16 protein-coding genes and 2 pseudogenes are annotated in these 17,058 nt (G+C 63.3%); 12 read left to right on the forward strand and 6 right to left on the reverse strand.

The genetic code is table 11. The features are described from left to right. Positions 1-114 precede the first annotated feature (114 nt). Positions 115-1,598: pseudogene (locus M728_RS25955) on the reverse strand (ISL3 family transposase); the annotation flags it as partial. 268 nt (positions 1,599-1,866) lie between these two features. On the opposite strand from M728_RS25955, the gene M728_RS25960 reads away from it, so the two are divergent. From M728_RS25960 to M728_RS26005, 10 genes and pseudogenes are all read left to right on the forward strand, one after another. Beyond that, positions 1,867-3,069 carry a cytochrome P450 gene (locus M728_RS25960; RefSeq protein ID WP_026622956.1) on the forward strand — a complete coding sequence of 401 codons (1,203 nt, stop codon included), beginning with the start codon at positions 1,867-1,869 and terminating at the stop codon, positions 3,067-3,069. Between the two features lie 94 nt (positions 3,070-3,163). Further along, positions 3,164-4,468, forward strand: coding sequence for a cytochrome P450 (locus M728_RS25965; RefSeq protein ID WP_026622955.1), 1,305 nt, complete (start codon positions 3,164-3,166; stop codon positions 4,466-4,468). After that, positions 4,456-4,764, forward strand: coding sequence for a ferredoxin (locus M728_RS25970; protein WP_026622954.1), 309 nt, complete (start codon positions 4,456-4,458; stop codon positions 4,762-4,764). The genes M728_RS25965 and M728_RS25970 overlap by 13 nt, the downstream gene beginning before the upstream one ends. Further along, complete coding sequence (locus M728_RS25975; protein ID WP_026622953.1) at positions 4,751-5,587, forward strand: SDR family oxidoreductase; 837 nt, start codon at positions 4,751-4,753, stop codon at positions 5,585-5,587. The genes M728_RS25970 and M728_RS25975 overlap by 14 nt, the downstream gene beginning before the upstream one ends. Further along, on the forward strand, positions 5,587-6,930 hold the full coding sequence (locus M728_RS25980; RefSeq protein WP_026622952.1) for a cytochrome P450: 1,344 nt from the start codon (positions 5,587-5,589) through the stop codon (positions 6,928-6,930). Before M728_RS25975 ends, M728_RS25980 begins: the two co-directional genes overlap by 1 nt. A 142-nt stretch (positions 6,931-7,072) precedes the next feature. After that, a complete protein-coding gene (locus tag M728_RS25985; protein WP_026622951.1) occupies positions 7,073-8,068 on the forward strand; it encodes a polyprenyl synthetase family protein in 996 nt (331 codons plus the stop codon). Positions 8,069-8,122: 54 nt separating this feature from the next. Beyond that, positions 8,123-9,673, forward strand: coding sequence for a hypothetical protein (locus M728_RS25990; protein ID WP_026622950.1), 1,551 nt, complete (start codon positions 8,123-8,125; stop codon positions 9,671-9,673). Further along, on the forward strand, positions 9,670-10,572 hold the full coding sequence (locus tag M728_RS25995) for a hypothetical protein (RefSeq protein WP_026622949.1): 903 nt from the start codon (positions 9,670-9,672) through the stop codon (positions 10,570-10,572). The genes M728_RS25990 and M728_RS25995 overlap by 4 nt, the downstream gene beginning before the upstream one ends. Positions 10,573-10,591: 19 nt before the next feature. Then, a pseudogene (locus M728_RS26000) lies at positions 10,592-10,870 on the forward strand (type 2 isopentenyl-diphosphate Delta-isomerase); the annotation flags it as partial. A 357-nt stretch (positions 10,871-11,227) separates the two neighbouring features. Beyond that, positions 11,228-11,341 carry a hypothetical protein gene (locus M728_RS26005; RefSeq protein ID WP_370906520.1) on the forward strand — a complete coding sequence of 38 codons (114 nt, stop codon included), beginning with the start codon at positions 11,228-11,230 and terminating at the stop codon, positions 11,339-11,341. Between the two features lie 514 nt (positions 11,342-11,855). Here M728_RS26005 and M728_RS26010 read toward each other — a convergent pair. From M728_RS26010 to M728_RS26020, 3 genes are all read right to left on the reverse strand, one after another. Continuing rightward, the gene (locus M728_RS26010; protein WP_026622979.1) at positions 11,856-12,359 is read right to left on the reverse strand and encodes a UPF0262 family protein; all 504 of its coding nucleotides are present in this window, start codon (positions 12,357-12,359) and stop codon (positions 11,856-11,858) included. Positions 12,360-12,498: 139 nt separating this feature from the next. Next, the gene (locus tag M728_RS26015; protein WP_026622980.1) at positions 12,499-13,500 is read right to left on the reverse strand and encodes a zinc-binding dehydrogenase; all 1,002 of its coding nucleotides are present in this window, start codon (positions 13,498-13,500) and stop codon (positions 12,499-12,501) included. A gap of 11 nt (positions 13,501-13,511) precedes the next feature. Further along, positions 13,512-13,727, reverse strand: a complete 216-nt coding sequence (locus M728_RS26020; protein ID WP_026622981.1) for a TOBE domain-containing protein — start codon at positions 13,725-13,727, stop codon at positions 13,512-13,514. Positions 13,728-14,146: 419 nt separating this feature from the next. Between M728_RS26020 and M728_RS26025 the strand changes: the two genes are divergently transcribed. Next, positions 14,147-14,506, forward strand: coding sequence for a hypothetical protein (locus M728_RS26025; protein WP_051441071.1), 360 nt, complete (start codon positions 14,147-14,149; stop codon positions 14,504-14,506). Between the two features lie 254 nt (positions 14,507-14,760). Here M728_RS26025 and M728_RS26030 read toward each other — a convergent pair whose 3' ends face one another. Together M728_RS26030 and M728_RS26035 are read right to left on the reverse strand one after the other, a co-directional pair. After that, a complete protein-coding gene (locus tag M728_RS26030) occupies positions 14,761-15,024 on the reverse strand; it encodes a hypothetical protein (RefSeq protein ID WP_026622982.1) in 264 nt (87 codons plus the stop codon). A gap of 5 nt (positions 15,025-15,029) precedes the next feature. Further along, positions 15,030-15,758, reverse strand: coding sequence for an LLM class flavin-dependent oxidoreductase (locus M728_RS26035; RefSeq protein ID WP_084044694.1), 729 nt, complete (start codon positions 15,756-15,758; stop codon positions 15,030-15,032). Positions 15,759-16,241: 483 nt separating this feature from the next. On the opposite strand from M728_RS26035, the gene M728_RS26040 reads away from it, so the two are divergent. Next, positions 16,242-17,003 (forward strand): SDR family NAD(P)-dependent oxidoreductase, encoded by a 762-nt coding sequence (locus tag M728_RS26040; protein ID WP_026622985.1) that lies wholly within the window; start codon positions 16,242-16,244, stop codon positions 17,001-17,003. The last annotated feature ends 55 nt before the right edge of the window (positions 17,004-17,058 follow it).

The raw sequence follows: 17,058 nt of genomic DNA on the forward strand, positions 1-17,058 counted from the left end.
AAATGCCAAAATGTCCGGCGTGGGTCTCAAATTAAGTGGCAATTCTCAATTTTGATGCACGGCTAACTATTTGAAATTATTGCATCGCGAGTCTTACGATTAAATGCAAACGACAATGGCATCGATATCCCGGCGCAAAAACACGTGCGAAACGCATGATCGCGATGAGATCGGTTTCGATGGCGTCGTCGATCCAGTCGTCCAGCGCTTCCGAATTCCTGCTGCGCAGGATTCCGTTGAAGCGCATCGCCAAACTCCGCATCTTTGCGAACGCGACCGAGCCCTGCTTCAAGGTATCGACTTTTCTTGCCTGACGGTCCGTCAGCAGGCCGCGCGGCTTTATGCATAATGCTGCGGCAACGACAGACGAGATGATATGGCCGGTATCGGGATCACGAACCGGTTCTGAATCGAATTCTTCTGGAGGAGTGTCATCGGGCTGCACCTTCTCAGCGTCACGCCAGACCTTCAACAAGCGCTCCAGATTGGCACGACTACCAGTGTAGCCGCGGTTTTTAATATCGTAAAACACATGGCGTCCAATGCGATTTCCGTCCTTCCAGCATTGAGTCAGGAAGGCTTCAAAATACAATGGTGATGTCGAGTTCAAAGTCGCGCGTTGCCGGTCTCGAGGCTTTCTGAAAGTGAGCCAATTCGCGATGCTGCGGCGCTCGTATCCAGTCCGCCGGGCAATCTCGCTATAAGAAAGTCCTTGTTGGCGCAGGGCGTGAAGCATCTCGAAGATTTCCTGACGCGACTGCCTATGGGCCAAGCGGGCGCGGCGGTGTTGTGCTGTGGTGCTGGCAATAGCCTCTACTGACAAAATCGGCCTGACATGGGCGTGACCGTAGAGGCTCATCTGTTCCTTGATCGCCGCCCTAAGATTTTGGACCAGGTGGAAGCGATCAGCCACCTGTTGGGCCTGTGGAGCACCCTCGCGGGCAGCCTGAGCATACAAGCCGCAGCGATCCCGACTGACGACCTCGATAGTGGGGGCGTTCTTGCAACCACGCCTTTGCGCTCTCTGCGCTGCGGTGGTCCAAAAATATCGACAACCGATCGGCGCTCGAGATCGACCATGATGGTGCCGTACCGCGTGGAGCGCCGCCAGCTCCAATCATCAATGCCAACCACCTTTATTTCGATTTCTTGGCTGGAGGCAGCAGCATTGCGTTTCGTTTTCCGCAAGGTCGTATCGTCGCTGATCGGCATTCCGAGCCGATGCATCAAGCGCTCACCAGGCCGACCGCCCATGCTGTGATAATCAGGCCGACAATCTCCGCCATCCTTTCAGTCCGGCGCGCATAAGACGACGCTATCTTCGGCAACCGATCTGTGAAGGTTCGTCGATTACATTTCCGATGTCTGCACTGCCATCGGCACAGTGAGAGCATAACCTTCACGGCCCGCCCCTGAACTGGCAAGTCGTGGAGGCTACGGTTGTGCCAGCCGTGTCGATGACGGCTTCGTGACCCGCAGTCAGGGCAAATTCCGATTGGTTTTGCAACTGCGGAAACAACCCAATTTTCTTGACCCACAAGGGTGACACCCAGAACCTTTACCCCTGGGCCGGGCGACCATTTCGATTTCCTTCGCATTCACGCAGATAGCAATGCGCTCGCTAACACTCTGTTAACCACACAATTTTGAGGAAGAACCCGGTTATCTGCCAAGCGACATCGGGTTTGTCGCGTCCGCGACATGGTGATGTTCGGCCCAGGCGTGCCGCGCTCAGTTAAGACATTGAATGTTGTGCAGAGCAGTTTATCTGAGGCGCTCCCTGCAGTTGGCACGATTCTTGCCGCCCTAGTTGACTGCGGCACACGCCGGCATGCCCTTCCATCGCTTAGAGAGTGGAGTGCCACCATGTACGAACAACCCTTGCCGACGCTGCCGATGTGGCGCGTCGATCACATCGAGCCCTCGCCCGAGATGTTGGCGCTATGCGCGAACGGTCCGATCCACAGCGTGCGTTTCCCGTCCGGGCACGAAGGCTGGTGGGTGACAGGCTACGACGAGGCCAAGGCGGTGCTGTCCGACGCGGCGTTCCGGCCCGCGGGAATCCCGCCGGCGGCATTCACCCCGGATTCGGTGATCCTCGGTTCGCCAGGATGGCTTGTCTCGCACGAGGGGGGCGAGCATGCCCGGTTACGCACGATCGTGGCGCCGGCCTTCAGCGACCGCAGGGTGAAGCTGCTCGCGCAGCAGGTCGAGGCGATCGCCGCGCAGTTGTTCGAGACGCTGGCGGCCCAGCCCCAGCCCGCCGACCTGCGGCGCCACCTCTCCTTTCCGCTTCCGGCCATGGTCATCAGCGCGCTGATGGGCGTGCTCTACGAGGATCACGCCTTTTTCGCCGGGCTGTCCGACGAGGTGATGACGCACCAGCATGAAAGCGGCCCGCGCAGCGCGTCGCGACTGGCCTGGGAAGAACTGCGTGCCTACATTCGCGGCAAGATGCGGGACAAGCGCAAGGATCCGGGCGACAACCTGCTGACGGATCTGCTCGCGGCGGTCGACCAGGGCAAGGCGACCGAGGAAGAGGCGATCGGCTTGGCGGCGGGCATGCTGGTGGCGGGGCACGAGAGCACCGTCGCGCAGATCGAATTCGGCCTGCTGGCCATGTTCCGCCATCCGCAACAGCGCGAACGCCTGGTCGGCGATCCATCCCTGGTGGACAAGGCGGTGGAGGAAATCCTGCGCATGTACCCGCCGGGCGCGGGCTGGGACGGCATCATGCGCTATCCCAGGACCGACGTGACCATCGCGGGCGTGCATATTCCCGCGGAGAGCAAGGTGCTGGTCGGCCTGCCGGCGACATCGTTTGATCCGCGCCATTTTGACGACCCGGAAATCTTCGACATCGGACGCGACGAAAACCCGCATCTGGCGTTCTCCTACGGGCCGCACTACTGCATCGGCGTGGCGCTGGCCAGGCTGGAACTCAAGGTGGTGTTCGGTTCGATCTTCCAGCGCTTTCCCGCGCTGCGTCTGGCCGTGGCGCCCGAAGAACTGAAGCTGCGCAAGGAGATCATCACTGGCGGGTTCGAGGAGTTCCCGGTGCTCTGGTGATGCGCGGACGCCGCCGGGAATCGCGATCTTCTCCGCAATTTGCCGGCGCGCCTGGCGCGCGCTGGTCAGATCAGCCAGCCAACAGGTAACCAAGATGGACGTGCAAGAAACCACGGCAGCATGCCGGGACGCCTTCGCCGAACTGGCGTCGCCAGCGTGCATCCACGACCCGTATCCGTTCATGCGGTGGTTGCGCGAGCACGATCCGGTGCATCGCGCGGCGTCGGGCCTCTTTCTGTTGAGCCGCCACGCCGACATCTACTGGGCGCTCAAGGCCACGGGCGATGCGTTTCGGGGACCGGCGCCGGGCGAACTGGCGCGCTATTTCCCGCGTGCGGCGACCAGCCTGTCGCTAAATCTGCTGGCGTCCACGCTAGCAATGAAGGACCCACCGACGCATACGCGTCTGCGCCGGCTGATCTCGCGCGATTTCACCATGCGCCAGATCGACAACCTGCGGCCGAGCATCGCGCGCATCATCGCAGCGCGCCTGGACGGTATGGCGCCCGCGCTGGAGCGCGGGGAGGCGGTGGACCTGCATCGGGAATTCGCGCTGGCCTTGCCCATGTTGGTCTTCGCCGAACTGTTCGGCATGCCCCAGGACGATATGTTCGGGCTCGCCACCGGAATCCGCGCCATTCTGGAAGGCCTGAACCCGCACGCCAGCGATCCCCAGCTCGCCGCGGCGGACGCGGCCAGCGCCAGGGTGCAGGCCTACTTCAGCGACCTCATGCAGCGCAAGCGCACCGCTCCTCGCCACGACATCGTGTCGATGCTGGTCGGCGCGCACCACGACGATGCAGACACGCTGTCGGATGCGGAGTTGATCAGCATGCTGTGGGGCATGCTGCTGGGCGGCTTCGCCACCACTGCTGCGACCATCGACCATGCGGTGCTGGCGATGCTGGCGTATCCCGAACAGCGGCACTGGCTGCAGGGAGACGCCGTGGCGGTGGAGGCATTCGTCGAAGAAGTCCTGCGCTGTGACGCGCCCGTCATGTTCAGCTCCATTCCGCGTATCGCCCAGCGCGACATCGAACTGGGCGGCGTGGTGATCCCGAAGAACGCGGACGTGCGCGTGCTGATCGCAGCCGGCAATCGCGACCCGGACGCCTTCGCCGATCCCGACCGCTTCGATCCCGCGCGGTTCTACGGCACCAGTCCTGGCATGTCGACCGACGGGAAGATCATGCTGAGCTTCGGCCACGGCATCCACTTCTGCCTCGGTGCGCAACTGGCCCGGGTGCAGTTGGCCGAGAGCCTGCCGCGGATCCAGGCGCGCTTCCCCACGCTGGCGTTAGCCGAGCAGCCGACCCGGGAGCCCTCCGCGTTCCTTAGGACGTTCCGCGCGCTGCCGGTGCGGCTGCATGCGCAGGGGGGGCTGAGATGCGCGTCGTGATCGACCAGGATCTGTGCGGAACCACCGGGCAGTGCGTGCTGACGCTGCCGGGGACCTTTCGTCAGCGCGAACCGGACGGCGTGGCCGAAGTGTGCGTGGCGAAGGTCCCGCAGGCGCTGCACGCCGCCGTGCGGCTCGCGGCCAGCCAGTGCCCGGTCGCCGCCATTCAAGTCATCGAAAGCGGCGCTGGCGATGACGAGCGCGCCAGCGCCGACCCTGCGCCTTGTCCGGCGGAGGCCGAGCGGCATGCCGCGAAAGACAAACGCAATCCAGGAGGACACGATGGGACGGTTTGAAGGCAAGGTGGCCGTGGTGACCGGCGCCGGCGCCGGCATCGGCAAAGCATGCGCCCTTGCCATCGCGCGCGAGGGCGGCAGAGTGGTGGTGGCCGACATTGATGGCTCGGCGGCCATTGCCTGCACCGAGCAGATCACGGCCGAAGCGGGCCACGCGCTGCCCCTGGCCATGGACATCGCCGATGCGCAGGCGGTGGCAGCACTGTTCGGGACGGCGGAGCGGCACTTCGGTGGGGTCGACCTGCTGGTGAACAACGCGAGCGCCATGTATCTGACCCCGCGCGACCGCGCGATCCTCGACCTGGACCTGACGGTCTGGGATCAGACCATGGCGACCAATCTGCGTGGCACGCTGCTTTGCTGTCGGCAGGCCATCCCACAGATGATCGCCCGCGGCGGTGGGGCGATCGTCAACATGTCGTCGTGCCAGGGGCTCAGCGGTGACACCGGGCAGACGTCCTACGCCGCGTCGAAGGCGGCGATGAACATGCTGTCGGCCTCGCTCGCCACCCAGTACGGTCATGCGCAGATCCGCTGCAACGCGGTTGCGCCGGGTCTCATCATGACCGAGCGTCTCCTCACCAAGCTGGACGAGTGGATGCAACGGCATCTGCGCCGGCACCAGCTCCTGCCGCGGGTCGGCCGCCCCGAGGACGTGGCCGCGCTGGTGGCGTTCCTGCTCTCCGACGATGCTGCGTTCATCACCGGCCAGGTCGTGTGCATCGACGGCGGCATGCTGGCGCATGTGCCGACGTACGCCGACGGTGGCAACAGCCCCGCCGTGCGGCCTGTCGGCGACACCGCCAAAGCGGAGCGCTGCTGATGGACATGCTGCTCAACCCGCTGGACCGTCGGCACAGGCTGCGGTACGACATCCCGGTCGTGCCCGGCGCTTTCCCCCTTGTCGGGCATCTTCCCGCCATCGTCTGCGACCTGCCGCGCCTGCTGCAGCGCGCGGAGCGGATGCTGGGCAGCCACTTCTGGCTGGATTTCGGCCCTGCCGGACGCCTGATGACCTGCATGGATCCGGATGCGTTCGCACTGCTCCGGCACAAGGACGTGTCCTCCGCGCTGATCGAGGAGATCGCGCCCGAACTGCTTGGCGGAACGTTGGTCGCCCAGGACGGCGGCCCGCACCGGCAGGCCCGCGATGCAATAAAGGCGGCGTTTCTGCCCAAGGGGCTTACGCAGGCCGGCATCGGCGACCTGTTCGCGCCCGTCATCGGGGCGCGGGTGCAGGCGTGGCGCGACCGCGGCGTCGTGACCATCCTGCGCGAAACCGGGGACCTGATGCTCAAGCTCATCTTCAGCCTCATGGGAATCCCCACGCAGGACCTGCCGGGATGGCATCGCAAGTACCGACAATTGCTGCAGTTGATCGTCGCGCCCCGGGTCGACCTGCCCGGACTGCCCTTGCGGCGCGGCCGCGCCGCCCGCGACTGGATCGACGCGCAGTTGCGCCAGTTCGTCCGCGACGCGCGCGTGCATGCCACGCGCACCGGGTTGATCAACGACATGGTGAGCGCCTTCGATCGCAGCGACGATGCGCTCTCCGATGACGTCCTGGTCGCCAATATCCGCGCGCTGCTGCTTGCCGGTCACGACACCACCGCCTCGACGATGGCCTGGATGGTGATCGAGCTGGCGCGGCAGCCTGTGCTGTGGGACGCCCTGGTCGAGGAGGCGCAACGCGTGGGCGCGGTGCCGACCCAGCACGCGGACCTGGCGCAGTGTCCGGTCGCCGAGGCGCTGTTCCGCGAGACGCTGCGCATGCATCCGGCGGTCACGCTCCTGCCGCGTCGCGCGCTGCAGGAATTGCAACTCGGCCAACGGCGCATTCCCGCGGGCACCGATCTGTGCATCCCGCTGCTGCATTTCTCGACCTCGGCGCTGCTGCACGAGGCGCCTGATCAGTTCCGCCTGGCGCGGTGGCTGCAACGCACGGAGCCAATCCGGCCGGTGGACTTGCTGCAGTTCGGTGCCGGCCCACACGTCTGCATCGGCTACCACCTGGTATGGCTGGAAATGGTGCAGTTCTGCATCGCCTTGGCGCTGACCATGCACAAGGCCGGGGTGCGGCCGCGATTGCTGAGCGGCGTCGAAAAAGGCCGGCGCTATTATCCGACCGCACATCCGTCCATGACAATCCGCATCGGATTCTCATGAGCTGGCATCGCGCGTGTGGCGAGGCAGCGGCGCCGGCGACGCGCGGCGTTGCTGCACTCGGTGCGACGCCGGCAACATCGCCGCGGCTCGCGGCTCGCCGCTCGCCGTGGCCGTCTCCTGTCAGGTACAAGGACATAACAACATGCAGACCGGTTCCACGCTACACGACGACCGAATCGGCGTTTCCGCGCTCGACGGATTGGGCACGCAGGCGCGCGGCGCATCCGGCAGGCTGCTGCCGGAGATCTGGATGCAGGACGGCGCAAACCGGGTCGAACAGGCGCTGGCGCGTCTTCTCTGCACCGAAGACGACGGTGAGACCGAGCTGATGGCGGCGATGCGCTACGCCACCTTGCATGGCGCGAAGCGCACCCGCGCCTTGCTCTGCCTGGCTGCCGGCGCACTGGCCGACACGCCGGCGCACATGCTCGACGACGTCGGCGCCGCTATCGAGATGATGCACGCTTGTACCCTGGTCCACGACGACCTGCCCGCAATGGACGACGACGTGCTTCGCCGCGGCCTTCCGACCGTGCACGTCAAGTTCGGCGTAGCCACTGCAATCCTGGTCGGCGATGCGCTGCAGGCGCACGCCTTCCTGACCCTGGCGAGCCTGGATGCGCCGGGCGACAATCGTATCGCGCTCGTGCGCGAGCTGGCGCAGGCGGTGTCCGCCGGGGGTGCCGCAGGCGGGCAGGCCATGGATCTGTCGCTGGTCGGAAAGCACGTCGAGCTGGACAGGATCGTGGCGATGCACCGGATGAAGAGCGGAGCGCTTGTGCGCGCGTCCGTTCGCATGGGGGCGCTATGTGCTGTCGCGGAGGCCACGCACGCTGCACTGTACTGTGCGCTCGATCGCTACGGCGCCTGTTTCGGCTTGGCGTTGCAGGTGGTCGACGACATTCTCGACGCCACAGCGGATACCGCGACGCTGGGCAAGACCTCCGGCAAGGACGCGGCGGCGCAGAAGCCGACCTGCGCGACGGTCATGGGGCTGCAGGCAGCGCGCCAGTTCGCGCTGGATCTGTTGCGCGACGCCGGGGAGGCCATCGCCCCGCTGGGGCCGCGTGCGGAACGGTTGGCGCAGATGCTGCAGCGGGCCAACGCGTATCTGTTCAAGCACGCGCCATGCGCATGAGCGCGTCTGTCCGATCCTGGTTTTCGTCAACCGTCTGCAGAAGGAACATCCCGCGTGAACGCGCTGTCCGAACAGATCCTTTCCGAATTGCGCCACCTACTGAACGGGATGAGCGACGGCGGCAGCGTCGGTCCGTCCGTCTACGACACGGCGCGAGCTCTGCAGTTCCACGGCAACGTCATCGGTCGGCAGGACGCATACGCGTGGCTCATCGCGCAGCAACAGGCCGATGGCGGATGGGGAAGCGCGGACTTCCCGCTGTTCCGCCATGTGCCCACGTGGGCGGCGTTGCTGGCATTGCAGCGTGCCGACCCCCTTCCCGGCGCTGCCGACGCAGTCCGGGCTGCAACCCGGTTCCTCGAGCGCCAGCCGGATCCCTACGCGCATGCGGTGCCGGAAGACGCGCCGATCGGGGCGGAGCTGATCCTGCCGCAGTTGTGCGGCGAGGCCGCATCCTTGCCGGGGCGCGTGGCCTTTCCGCGCCACCCGGCGCTGTTGCCGTTACGGCAAGCGTGCCTGGTCAAGCTGGGGGCGGTGACGACGTTGCCGAGCGGCCATCCGTTGCTGCACTCCTGGGAAGCCTGGGGGACGACGCCAACCACCGCATGCCCGGATCACGACGGCAGCATCGGCATCAGTCCGGCGGCCACCGCCGCATGGGGTGCGCACGCCGTGCCACAGGGGGACACACCGCAGCTCGGGCGCGCCGACGCGTATCTGCAGGCGGCATCGCGGGCGACGCGCAGCGGCATCGAAGGTGTCCTTCCCAACGTCTGGCCGATCAATGTGTTCGAGCCATGCTGGTCGTTATACACCCTGCATCTGGCCGGGCTGTTCGCGCATCCCGCGCTCGCCGAGGCCGTGCACGTGATCGTCGCGCAGCTCGATGCCCGCCTGGGCGTGCGCGGTCTGGGCCCGGCCTTGCACTTCGCGGCCGATGGGGACGACACCGCCGTTGCGTTATGCGTCCTGCGCCTTGCAGGCCGCGAACCGGCGGTCGATGCGTTGCGTCATTTCGAAATCGGCGAGCTGTTCGTCACCTTCCCCGGCGAGCGCAATGCCTCGGTGTCAACCAACATCCATGCCCTGCATGCGTTGCGACTGTCGGGAAAGCCCGCCGCCGGCACCAGCGCCTACGTCGAGGCCAATCGCAACCCGCACGGCCTATGGGACAACGAAAAATGGCACGTTTCGTGGCTGTATCCCACTGCGCATGCAGTCGCTGCGCTGGCACAAGGCAAGCCCCAGTGGCGGGACGAGCGCGCGCTGGCGGCGCTGCTGCAGGCGCAGCGCGACGACGGCGGCTGGGGCGCCGGTCGCGCGTCCACATTCGAGGAAACCGCCTATGCGCTGTTCGCGTTGCACGTGTTGGACGGGAGCGAAGAGCCGACAGGGCGCCGGCGCATTGCGCAGGCGGTGGCGCGTGCACTGGAGTGGATGCTCGCCCGCCATGCGGCGCATGCATTGCCGCAGATGCCGCTCTGGATCGGCAAGGAATTGTATTGCCCCACCCGGGTCGTGCGCGTGGCCGAACTCGCCGGGTTGTGGCTGGCGCTTCGCTGGGGGCGGAGCGTTTTGGCCGAGGGAGCAGGAGCGGCGCCATGATCCAGACCGAACGCGCGCTGCAGCAGGTGCTGGAGTGGGGGCATTCCCTGATCGGGTTCGCCGACGAGCATGCCGTGGAAGCGGTCAGGGGCGGCCAGTACATCCTGCAGCGCATCCACCCGAGCCTGCGCGACACCAGCGCCCGCACCGGCCGCGATCCGCAGGACGAAACGCTGATCGTGGCGTTCTATCGCGAACTGGCGCTGCTGTTCTGGCTCGACGATTGCAACGATCTTGGCCTGATCGCGCCGGAGCAGCTCGCCGCGGTGGAGCAGGCGCTGGGGCAGGGCGTGCCGTGCGCGCTCCCCGGATTCGAGGGCTGCGCTGTGCTGTGCGCTTCGCTGGCCGCGCTCGCCTACGATCGTCGCGACTATGCTCAGCTTCTCGACGATACCCGGTGCTACTGCGCGGCGCTGCGCGCCGGACACGCGCAGGCGGCAGAGGCGGAACGCTGGTCCTACGTCGAGTATCTGCACAACGGCATCGATTCGATCGCCTACGCGAACGTATTCTGTTGCCTGTCGTTGCTGTGGGGGCTGGACATGGCGACCTTGCGCGCGCGTCCGGCGTTTCGCCAGGTCCTGCGGCTCATCTCCGCGATAGGGCGCCTGCAGAACGATCTGCATGGACGCGACAAGGACAGGTCGGCCGGCGAGGCCGACAACGCGGCGATCCTGCTGCTGCAGCGCTATCCGGCTATGCCTGTGGTGGAGTTCCTCAACGAGGAGCTGGCCGGCCATACGCGCATGCTGCACCGGGTGATGGCGAAAGAACGATTTCCCGCGCCGTGGGGACCCTTGATCGAGGCCATGGCCGCCATGAGCGCGCAGTACTACCAGACCTCGACCAGCCGCTACCGCAGCGACGCTGCGGGGGGAAGCCAGCGTGCGCCGGCCTGAACGCGCGGGAGGCGGCGGCGTGCGCACGCTGCCGTCGGTCCAATCCGACGCAACGGCGCCCGATGGATGGAGCGAGCATGAGCGAGACCGCCCTGAGCCGGCGCAAGGACGACCATCTGGACATCGTGCTGGAACGGCGAACGGCGCCGGCCAGGTCGCCGCCGGCTGGGAGTACATCCGTTTCGAACACTGCGCATTGCCCGAGTTGAACCTGACGCAGATCGACCTGTGCGCCTAGCTGCTGGGCAAGACCGTGCGCGCGCCGCTGCTGATCAGCTCCATGACCGGCGGCATGCTGTCGTTTGGCAGCTAATCATGAGAATGCGGCTGTTTCGCCTTAGTTTGGCAGGTAATTTGAGAATGGAGCTCAATCGAACTGTAACGAGAGATATATTCTATCGCATTGTTTCTATTCGATTTTTGCTTCTGCTTTCAAAAAAGTTGTGCGGTGGTGCGCCGGGCTGCCTTCTCAAATTAAATGCCAAAATGTCCGGCGTGGGTCTCAAATTAAGTGGCAATTCTCAATTTTGATGCACGGCTAATTATTTGAAATTATTGCATCGCGAGTCTTACGATTAAATGCAAAACGACAGGGGGATCCCAGGGGTGTATCGAAGCGGGAGAACGCTCAGGCGTCGCGGCGGCGCGCGAAGCTTTGGAGGAGGCGGGCGTCCGAGGCACCGTTCGACTGCGGCGATTGGCTCGTTCGTATACAGCAAGGACGACAGCGGTGTTTCCTACCATCTCGCCATACACCTGCTTGAAGTGACGGAAACATTGGCAGACTTCCCGGAAAAGAAGACCCGGCGATTGCGATGGGCCCCGCTTGAAACGGCGGTCAAGGACGTTTCGCATCCGAGGGTCCGCGATCTCTTGCTCTGCTCGATTGGACCCATGTGATCGCAGATCCGTAACGGATCCCTCCTGATGTCCTCTTGAGGGGCCGGGTCAGAACCGGTCCACACTTGCTGCATCACCGTGACAAAGCGAGCTGCGGCCGGTCCTGAGGATGATGGCATCGACGCTTTCGCAAGCGGGATCGCGAACGGCGCCTCACCGTCGACCTCTCCTGCGGCTGTCCCGGTCGCCGCCCATGCTCCGTATCGGCGGACGGAAGCATTGGTGCCTCAGATCGTGGAAAGGCGGGCCAGCAGATCTCGGAGCTGAGCGTTCTTCACCTCCGCAAGCGACCCGCGCACCAAGGAGTTTTTGTCCAAGGTACTTTGACTGCGGTAGACTGAGGCAGGGCAATCGAGACTGCCTCCCGCAACTTGCATTTACGGTCAACTCTCTTCTGAGCCGAGCGCCAAAGCGGTGTTTCGCATGAGCAGGACGTAAATCAGGGTGAACAGCCGACGGGCGGTGTCAAGATCGATCACGACCTTCGGGGCGAGACATTTCTTCAAAAGCTGGGACGCTTCGTCGTGAATAGCGCGGCGGCCTAGGTCGATGGCTTCGAACCGGGCAGCGCCCGCGCAATGGAAGGCGTCATAGTGCCTATCGCAGATCAGGATGTAATCCTTCAGGATCCGTCGGAACGGGTTGAGCGACAGATGGTGGCTGATGACAGGCGTTCCGTTCTCGATAGCGATATGGAAGGCCAGCTTTGCGTTGGCCAATGCCAAGTTGAGACGGTAAGGCCCTCCATAGTGACCGAGGGGGATGAAGCTGTTGTCCTCCAGGAGGTCGTAGATGGCGATTGTGCGCTCGCGTTCGATGTGCGCGCGGGCGCTCTGTAGAAAGCCATCCAAGGACACATCGCAAAGCTGAAACCGGTTGCCTGCCATCGAGATCCCTCCGTACAGTCCTGGAGCTTCGGCTCATTGCGGCGCCCATGCCGCTGCCCCACCAGGCCCTCGTGAAAGAGTGACGGCCACCTCGTCGTAGCCCTTGAGGAGGCAGCGAGCCATGTTAGTCGTCCGCACGTCACGCGGTACCCTGCGCCCAATCCAACACGATGAATGGTTCATCGATGTGACGCGCCATAATGTCTGCGTACAGCCTTTCCGGATTTTCGGGTGTAGTGCTGCGGATCAGGCCGTCGAGCGGGATCTTGCCTTCAGCCAGCCACTCGAGGGCGCGGGAAAAGCCGTTGAAAATCGAGTGCGGCGCCTTGTTATAGCCTTCTAGCAGCTCTTCCCATAGGAAGTTGCGGCCGTGCATGGGAAGCTCCCATTCCCAGCCCGAACGCAACGTGACGTGGTTGAAGAACACGGCGTTCAACACGTCATGAGCTGTAAGATCGGTATATTTCCGCCAAGGGACGCCAACGAGGACCACTTCGCCCATGCGGCGGACGATGCGGCAGCCTTCCAGCACGGCGCCCTCGTGACCCGAGCAGTCGACCACGAGCGCGACCTTGCCCTGAAGGTCGGGATCATCAAGCGGCATCGCTGCGCGGGTATCGACAATGCCGCTTTTCACCAACTGTTCGCGCCGCAAGGGGTCGGGATCGACCACGGTGACGCGGTAGCCGCCGATCCGGAACAGATGGGCGGCGACGAAACCGACGGGGCCAGCCCCCGTTACGACGACGCGATCGCCAGGCCGCGCCTTTGTAGTCATCAACGTGGTCATCGACACGCCCATTAGCCGTGCTATGACGGCAATCTCGGGCGCCATGCCTTCCGGCAGGGGAAGCGTGTTTTCGGCCGCGTGCGTCTGGACAGACCGGTGATAGCCCATCGCAAAGCGCCGTTCACCGCGTTTCACGCCGGTCACGTCTTCGCCGATTTCTTCGACCTCGAATACCGCCGCATAGCCGGGCCTTACCGGGAAGCTGTCGCCGTTGGCCCAGCCGATCTCGGTGCCCTGGCTGATCAACGTGCACAGCGTTCGGCCTCGGACTTCGCCGCTATGCAACGGCTGATCCTCGTAAGACTGGAGCGTAAAGGTCTGGCGGGCGGGGATGATGATTTCAATTGGCATGGGCAGGGCTTTCACGGGAGGAGCGTATTGCCGGTCGCGGCATCGAAGAGATGCAGCGCGGCCGCAATGAAGGTGACATGAACCGATGCATCGTTCGCCGGTCGGTTTGCCGCGGGGACCTGCGCGATCAGTTCATGCGGGCCGACACGGAGGTCGAGAAGAGCATCGTCGCCGAGATATTCCGTTACCTCGACCGTGGCCCGCAGCGCGTTGGGAGCATCGGGCATCGTCAACGTGACGTCGGATGGCCGTATCCCGATCAGCAGGGTCTGGCCCTCTGTTGGTACGGGGTAAACTTGGTGATGCGCCCTTCCCATAGAATGCGATCTGACGAAGATCTCACATGTTGTTTCCGTTCTTTGTTTCATCCATCGCGGCTAACCGCCATCAGTGATGGTCGGCAGTTGCTGCCGCCACTCCCCAGCGAGGAGATACAAAACTCGTGCCAATTTGTCTGATCGACGTGAAGAAGAAATTTGTTATTGCTTTTCAGCCAATTAGCCACAGGAACAAAAGATCGGCTGAACAAGATCGTGTGTCACGGACCCGACAAAGCCGGCAGCCGGCGCGGATCTGGTGCTGGACGATGAATATACGAAGCTGAGGCGAACGCGGAAATAAAAGTGCCCGCCGTTGGCAGCGAGATTTGCAGATCAGCCGCGACAGCCGTCCGCAATGGATCATGGATGGCAACTACAGCGGCACCTTGGACCTGCGGCTTGCTGCTGCTGATACGTTCATCCATTTGGACTTTTCCACGATCGTTTGCGCGTGGCGGGTGGGGTCGTCGAACATTGATGGGCTCGGTCAAAAGCGTGGCCATGAGCTTCGCGATGGGTGCCCAGAACGGCTGGACTGGCCGTTCTTGCGTTTCGTGCTGAATTATCGTCAGGACTACAGGACGCGCAACATGGAGAGAATGGCGGCCTTCGATGGAGCGGTGCATAGATTTTCGTCACCAGGAACGCTCGATAATTTTCTATCGGCACTCGCGGGAGGCAGCTAACCATCCCTCTGCGACGTTTAGCTCTGACTGAATCGACGTCCGGACAGATAGAGCGTTTTATGCCGAGATCCTTCGCCGAAAACGCATGGCTTCTTTCTCGTCCCGAAACGTTGGCGTGGCATAATCCGGAAACCGGCATAATGGACACCCGTGTCCGAGAGATGGTCAGCGGTATCCGCGTAATGTTGCTGCAGACGCAGCCGAAATCAGGACGTTCACTCAGTGGACGCCAACAGAGAATAGCCGCGGCGCAGTTACGTCAAATCACATGAAAACAGTGCGTGCCGTCTCGATCGAGTTGGGCAACCGGTCGGCTGCACGTCGATGTTCAGATTGAAACCATCCGCGCCCTTGGTATCGATCCAGTGCAGCATGTCTTTGGCAAAGCCCCCGGGCGTTCCGGTGAAGACGCGATGGCCGCCGGTAATGTTGGAAAATAGAAGCTCGCGGATGTTCCAGCCGTGCAGGCGTGCTTCCTTGAGCATTTCCGCGCGATGCCAGCGCGAGGCGATCGGCACGAGAGCTACGTTCGCCTCGCTCTCATCGAACGGGATCGGCGCGTCGAGATCTTCGAGCAGCGCTTCATCGACGGCAAGGTGTCGTGCCAGTCCTCGCGCAAGGCGACGGATCGAGGCGATCGTCGAGATCGCTTGTGGCGTTTGGCTTCCTCTTCTGTCGAGGCGACGATCGAGAACAGACCGGGCATCACCAGAAGGTGCTCGGGGTTGCGGCCAAAGCTCTTTGCCAGCGTCTTCACCTCGGAATAGAAGGCGCGCGCGCCCTCGATGATCCGCTGGCCGGTGAAAAGCGCGTCCGCATAGCGGGCGCCGAAGGCGCGGCTGTCGGAGGACTGGCCGGCCTGGAAGATCACCGGCCGCCCCTGCGGCGTCTCCGGCACGGAAGACGCGCCGCGGGCGGAAAAATGCGTTCCCCCGTAATCGAGTCGGCGGAGCCGCGACGGGTCGAGGTAGACGGTGGTCTGCGGGTCGGCGACCAGGGCTTGCTCGGGCAGGCTATCCCAGAATGCCGTGACGATCTGCACGAATTCCTCGGCGCGCTTGTAGCGCTCCGCCTGATCCCATCCCTTCTCGACGCCATAGGCATCGAGAGCGGGTGGGTTCTGGGAGGTGATGATGTTCCAGGCGGCGCGGCCGCGGCTGACATGATCGATGGAGGCGATCTGCCGGGCAATGGTGTGCCGGAGGGGACGCAGTCGGCAGCTCGTGCGAAAGAGGCTGAGCGCTATGATCAGTTCATGGTGATGCTTGGGCGGCGGCTAGCGCAGGGCAGAAATTTGCAGAGCGAACCTCGAGGCCATCTAGGCTAAGGCGCAGGTCCACCGCTCGCCAAGGCTTTTCACAAGCATTCCGCTATCTAGAGACCATGAGCGTCGCCACGAGTTCGGCAAAAGCTGACCACACCGCTTTGAAATAAGTGAGGTCATCCGAACTGGTTCGTTCGCCAACATCGCCGCGCCTTGCTGCTGGCGTTTGAAAACGCATCATCCTCCGCATAGTGAATAAAAAATGATATTGACTTCCATAATGTGGGTATTATAGTTCGATGCCAGGGAGAGGAGTGTGAACTTCGCCAGCCGGAACGGCAGCCGCGATGGGGCCGAGACAGCACAATAGGGCCGGGAGAATCTCTGTGACAATTCGGGCGCAGGAAGCAGGCAGTTTCAAATCGCGCTCCCCTGCATGAGCGTAAATATTTCGTCAACTTGGAGAACATCATGACAAACAACGTCCACGAGCGCAGCCAGCTTAGCGGCAAGGTCGCGCTTGTTACCGGGGGATCCCGCGGTATTGGTGCCGCAGTTGCCAAGCGGCTCGCCGCAGACGGGGCAGCGGTTGCGGTGACCTACAGCGCGTCGCCCGATGAGGCCACGAAGGTGGTGCGTGCGATTGAATCTGCTGGAGGCAAAGCTCGAGCAATCCAGGCCGATGTTCGTGACGCCGACGCTGTCACAAATGCGGTGAAGGAAACGGTAGCGTCTTTTGGCCGGCTGGACATCTTGGTCAATGCTGCTGGGGTGTTCGTGGCGAAGCCTCTCGAAGAGTTCTCTGTCGACGACTTCCAGTGGCTGGTCGACGTTCATGTGAAATCGATTTTCGTTGCGATCAAGGAAGCAGTCAAGCACCTAGGTGAGGGCGGTCGCATCATCAACATCGGCAGCATCAACAGCGACTACGTCCCCTACAGCGGTGGGGTTCTGTATGCGCTGACCAAGGCGGCAGTAGTGGGTCTGACCAAAGCGTTGTCTCGTGACTTGGGTCCCCGCGGCATCACTATTAACAACGTGAAGCCTGGCCCGACCAATACTGATATGAATCCTGCTGACGATCCTGCGGCGCCTTCAATCCTTGATCGGACTGCCGTTAAGCGTTTCGCCTCCCCTGAGGAGATCGCCGAATTCGTGGCCTTTATTGCGGGCCCGAAGTCAGGCTTCATTACCGGCGCCAACCTGTCGATTGACGGCGGTTATACAGCCTAAAATCAATGCACTGGGGAGGTCTCGAAGAACGCGACCTCCCAGTGCCAGTACTGCT

It is taken from the genome of Ensifer sp. WSM1721 (genome assembly GCF_000513895.2).
Lineage (GTDB): Bacteria > Pseudomonadota > Alphaproteobacteria > Rhizobiales > Rhizobiaceae > Sinorhizobium.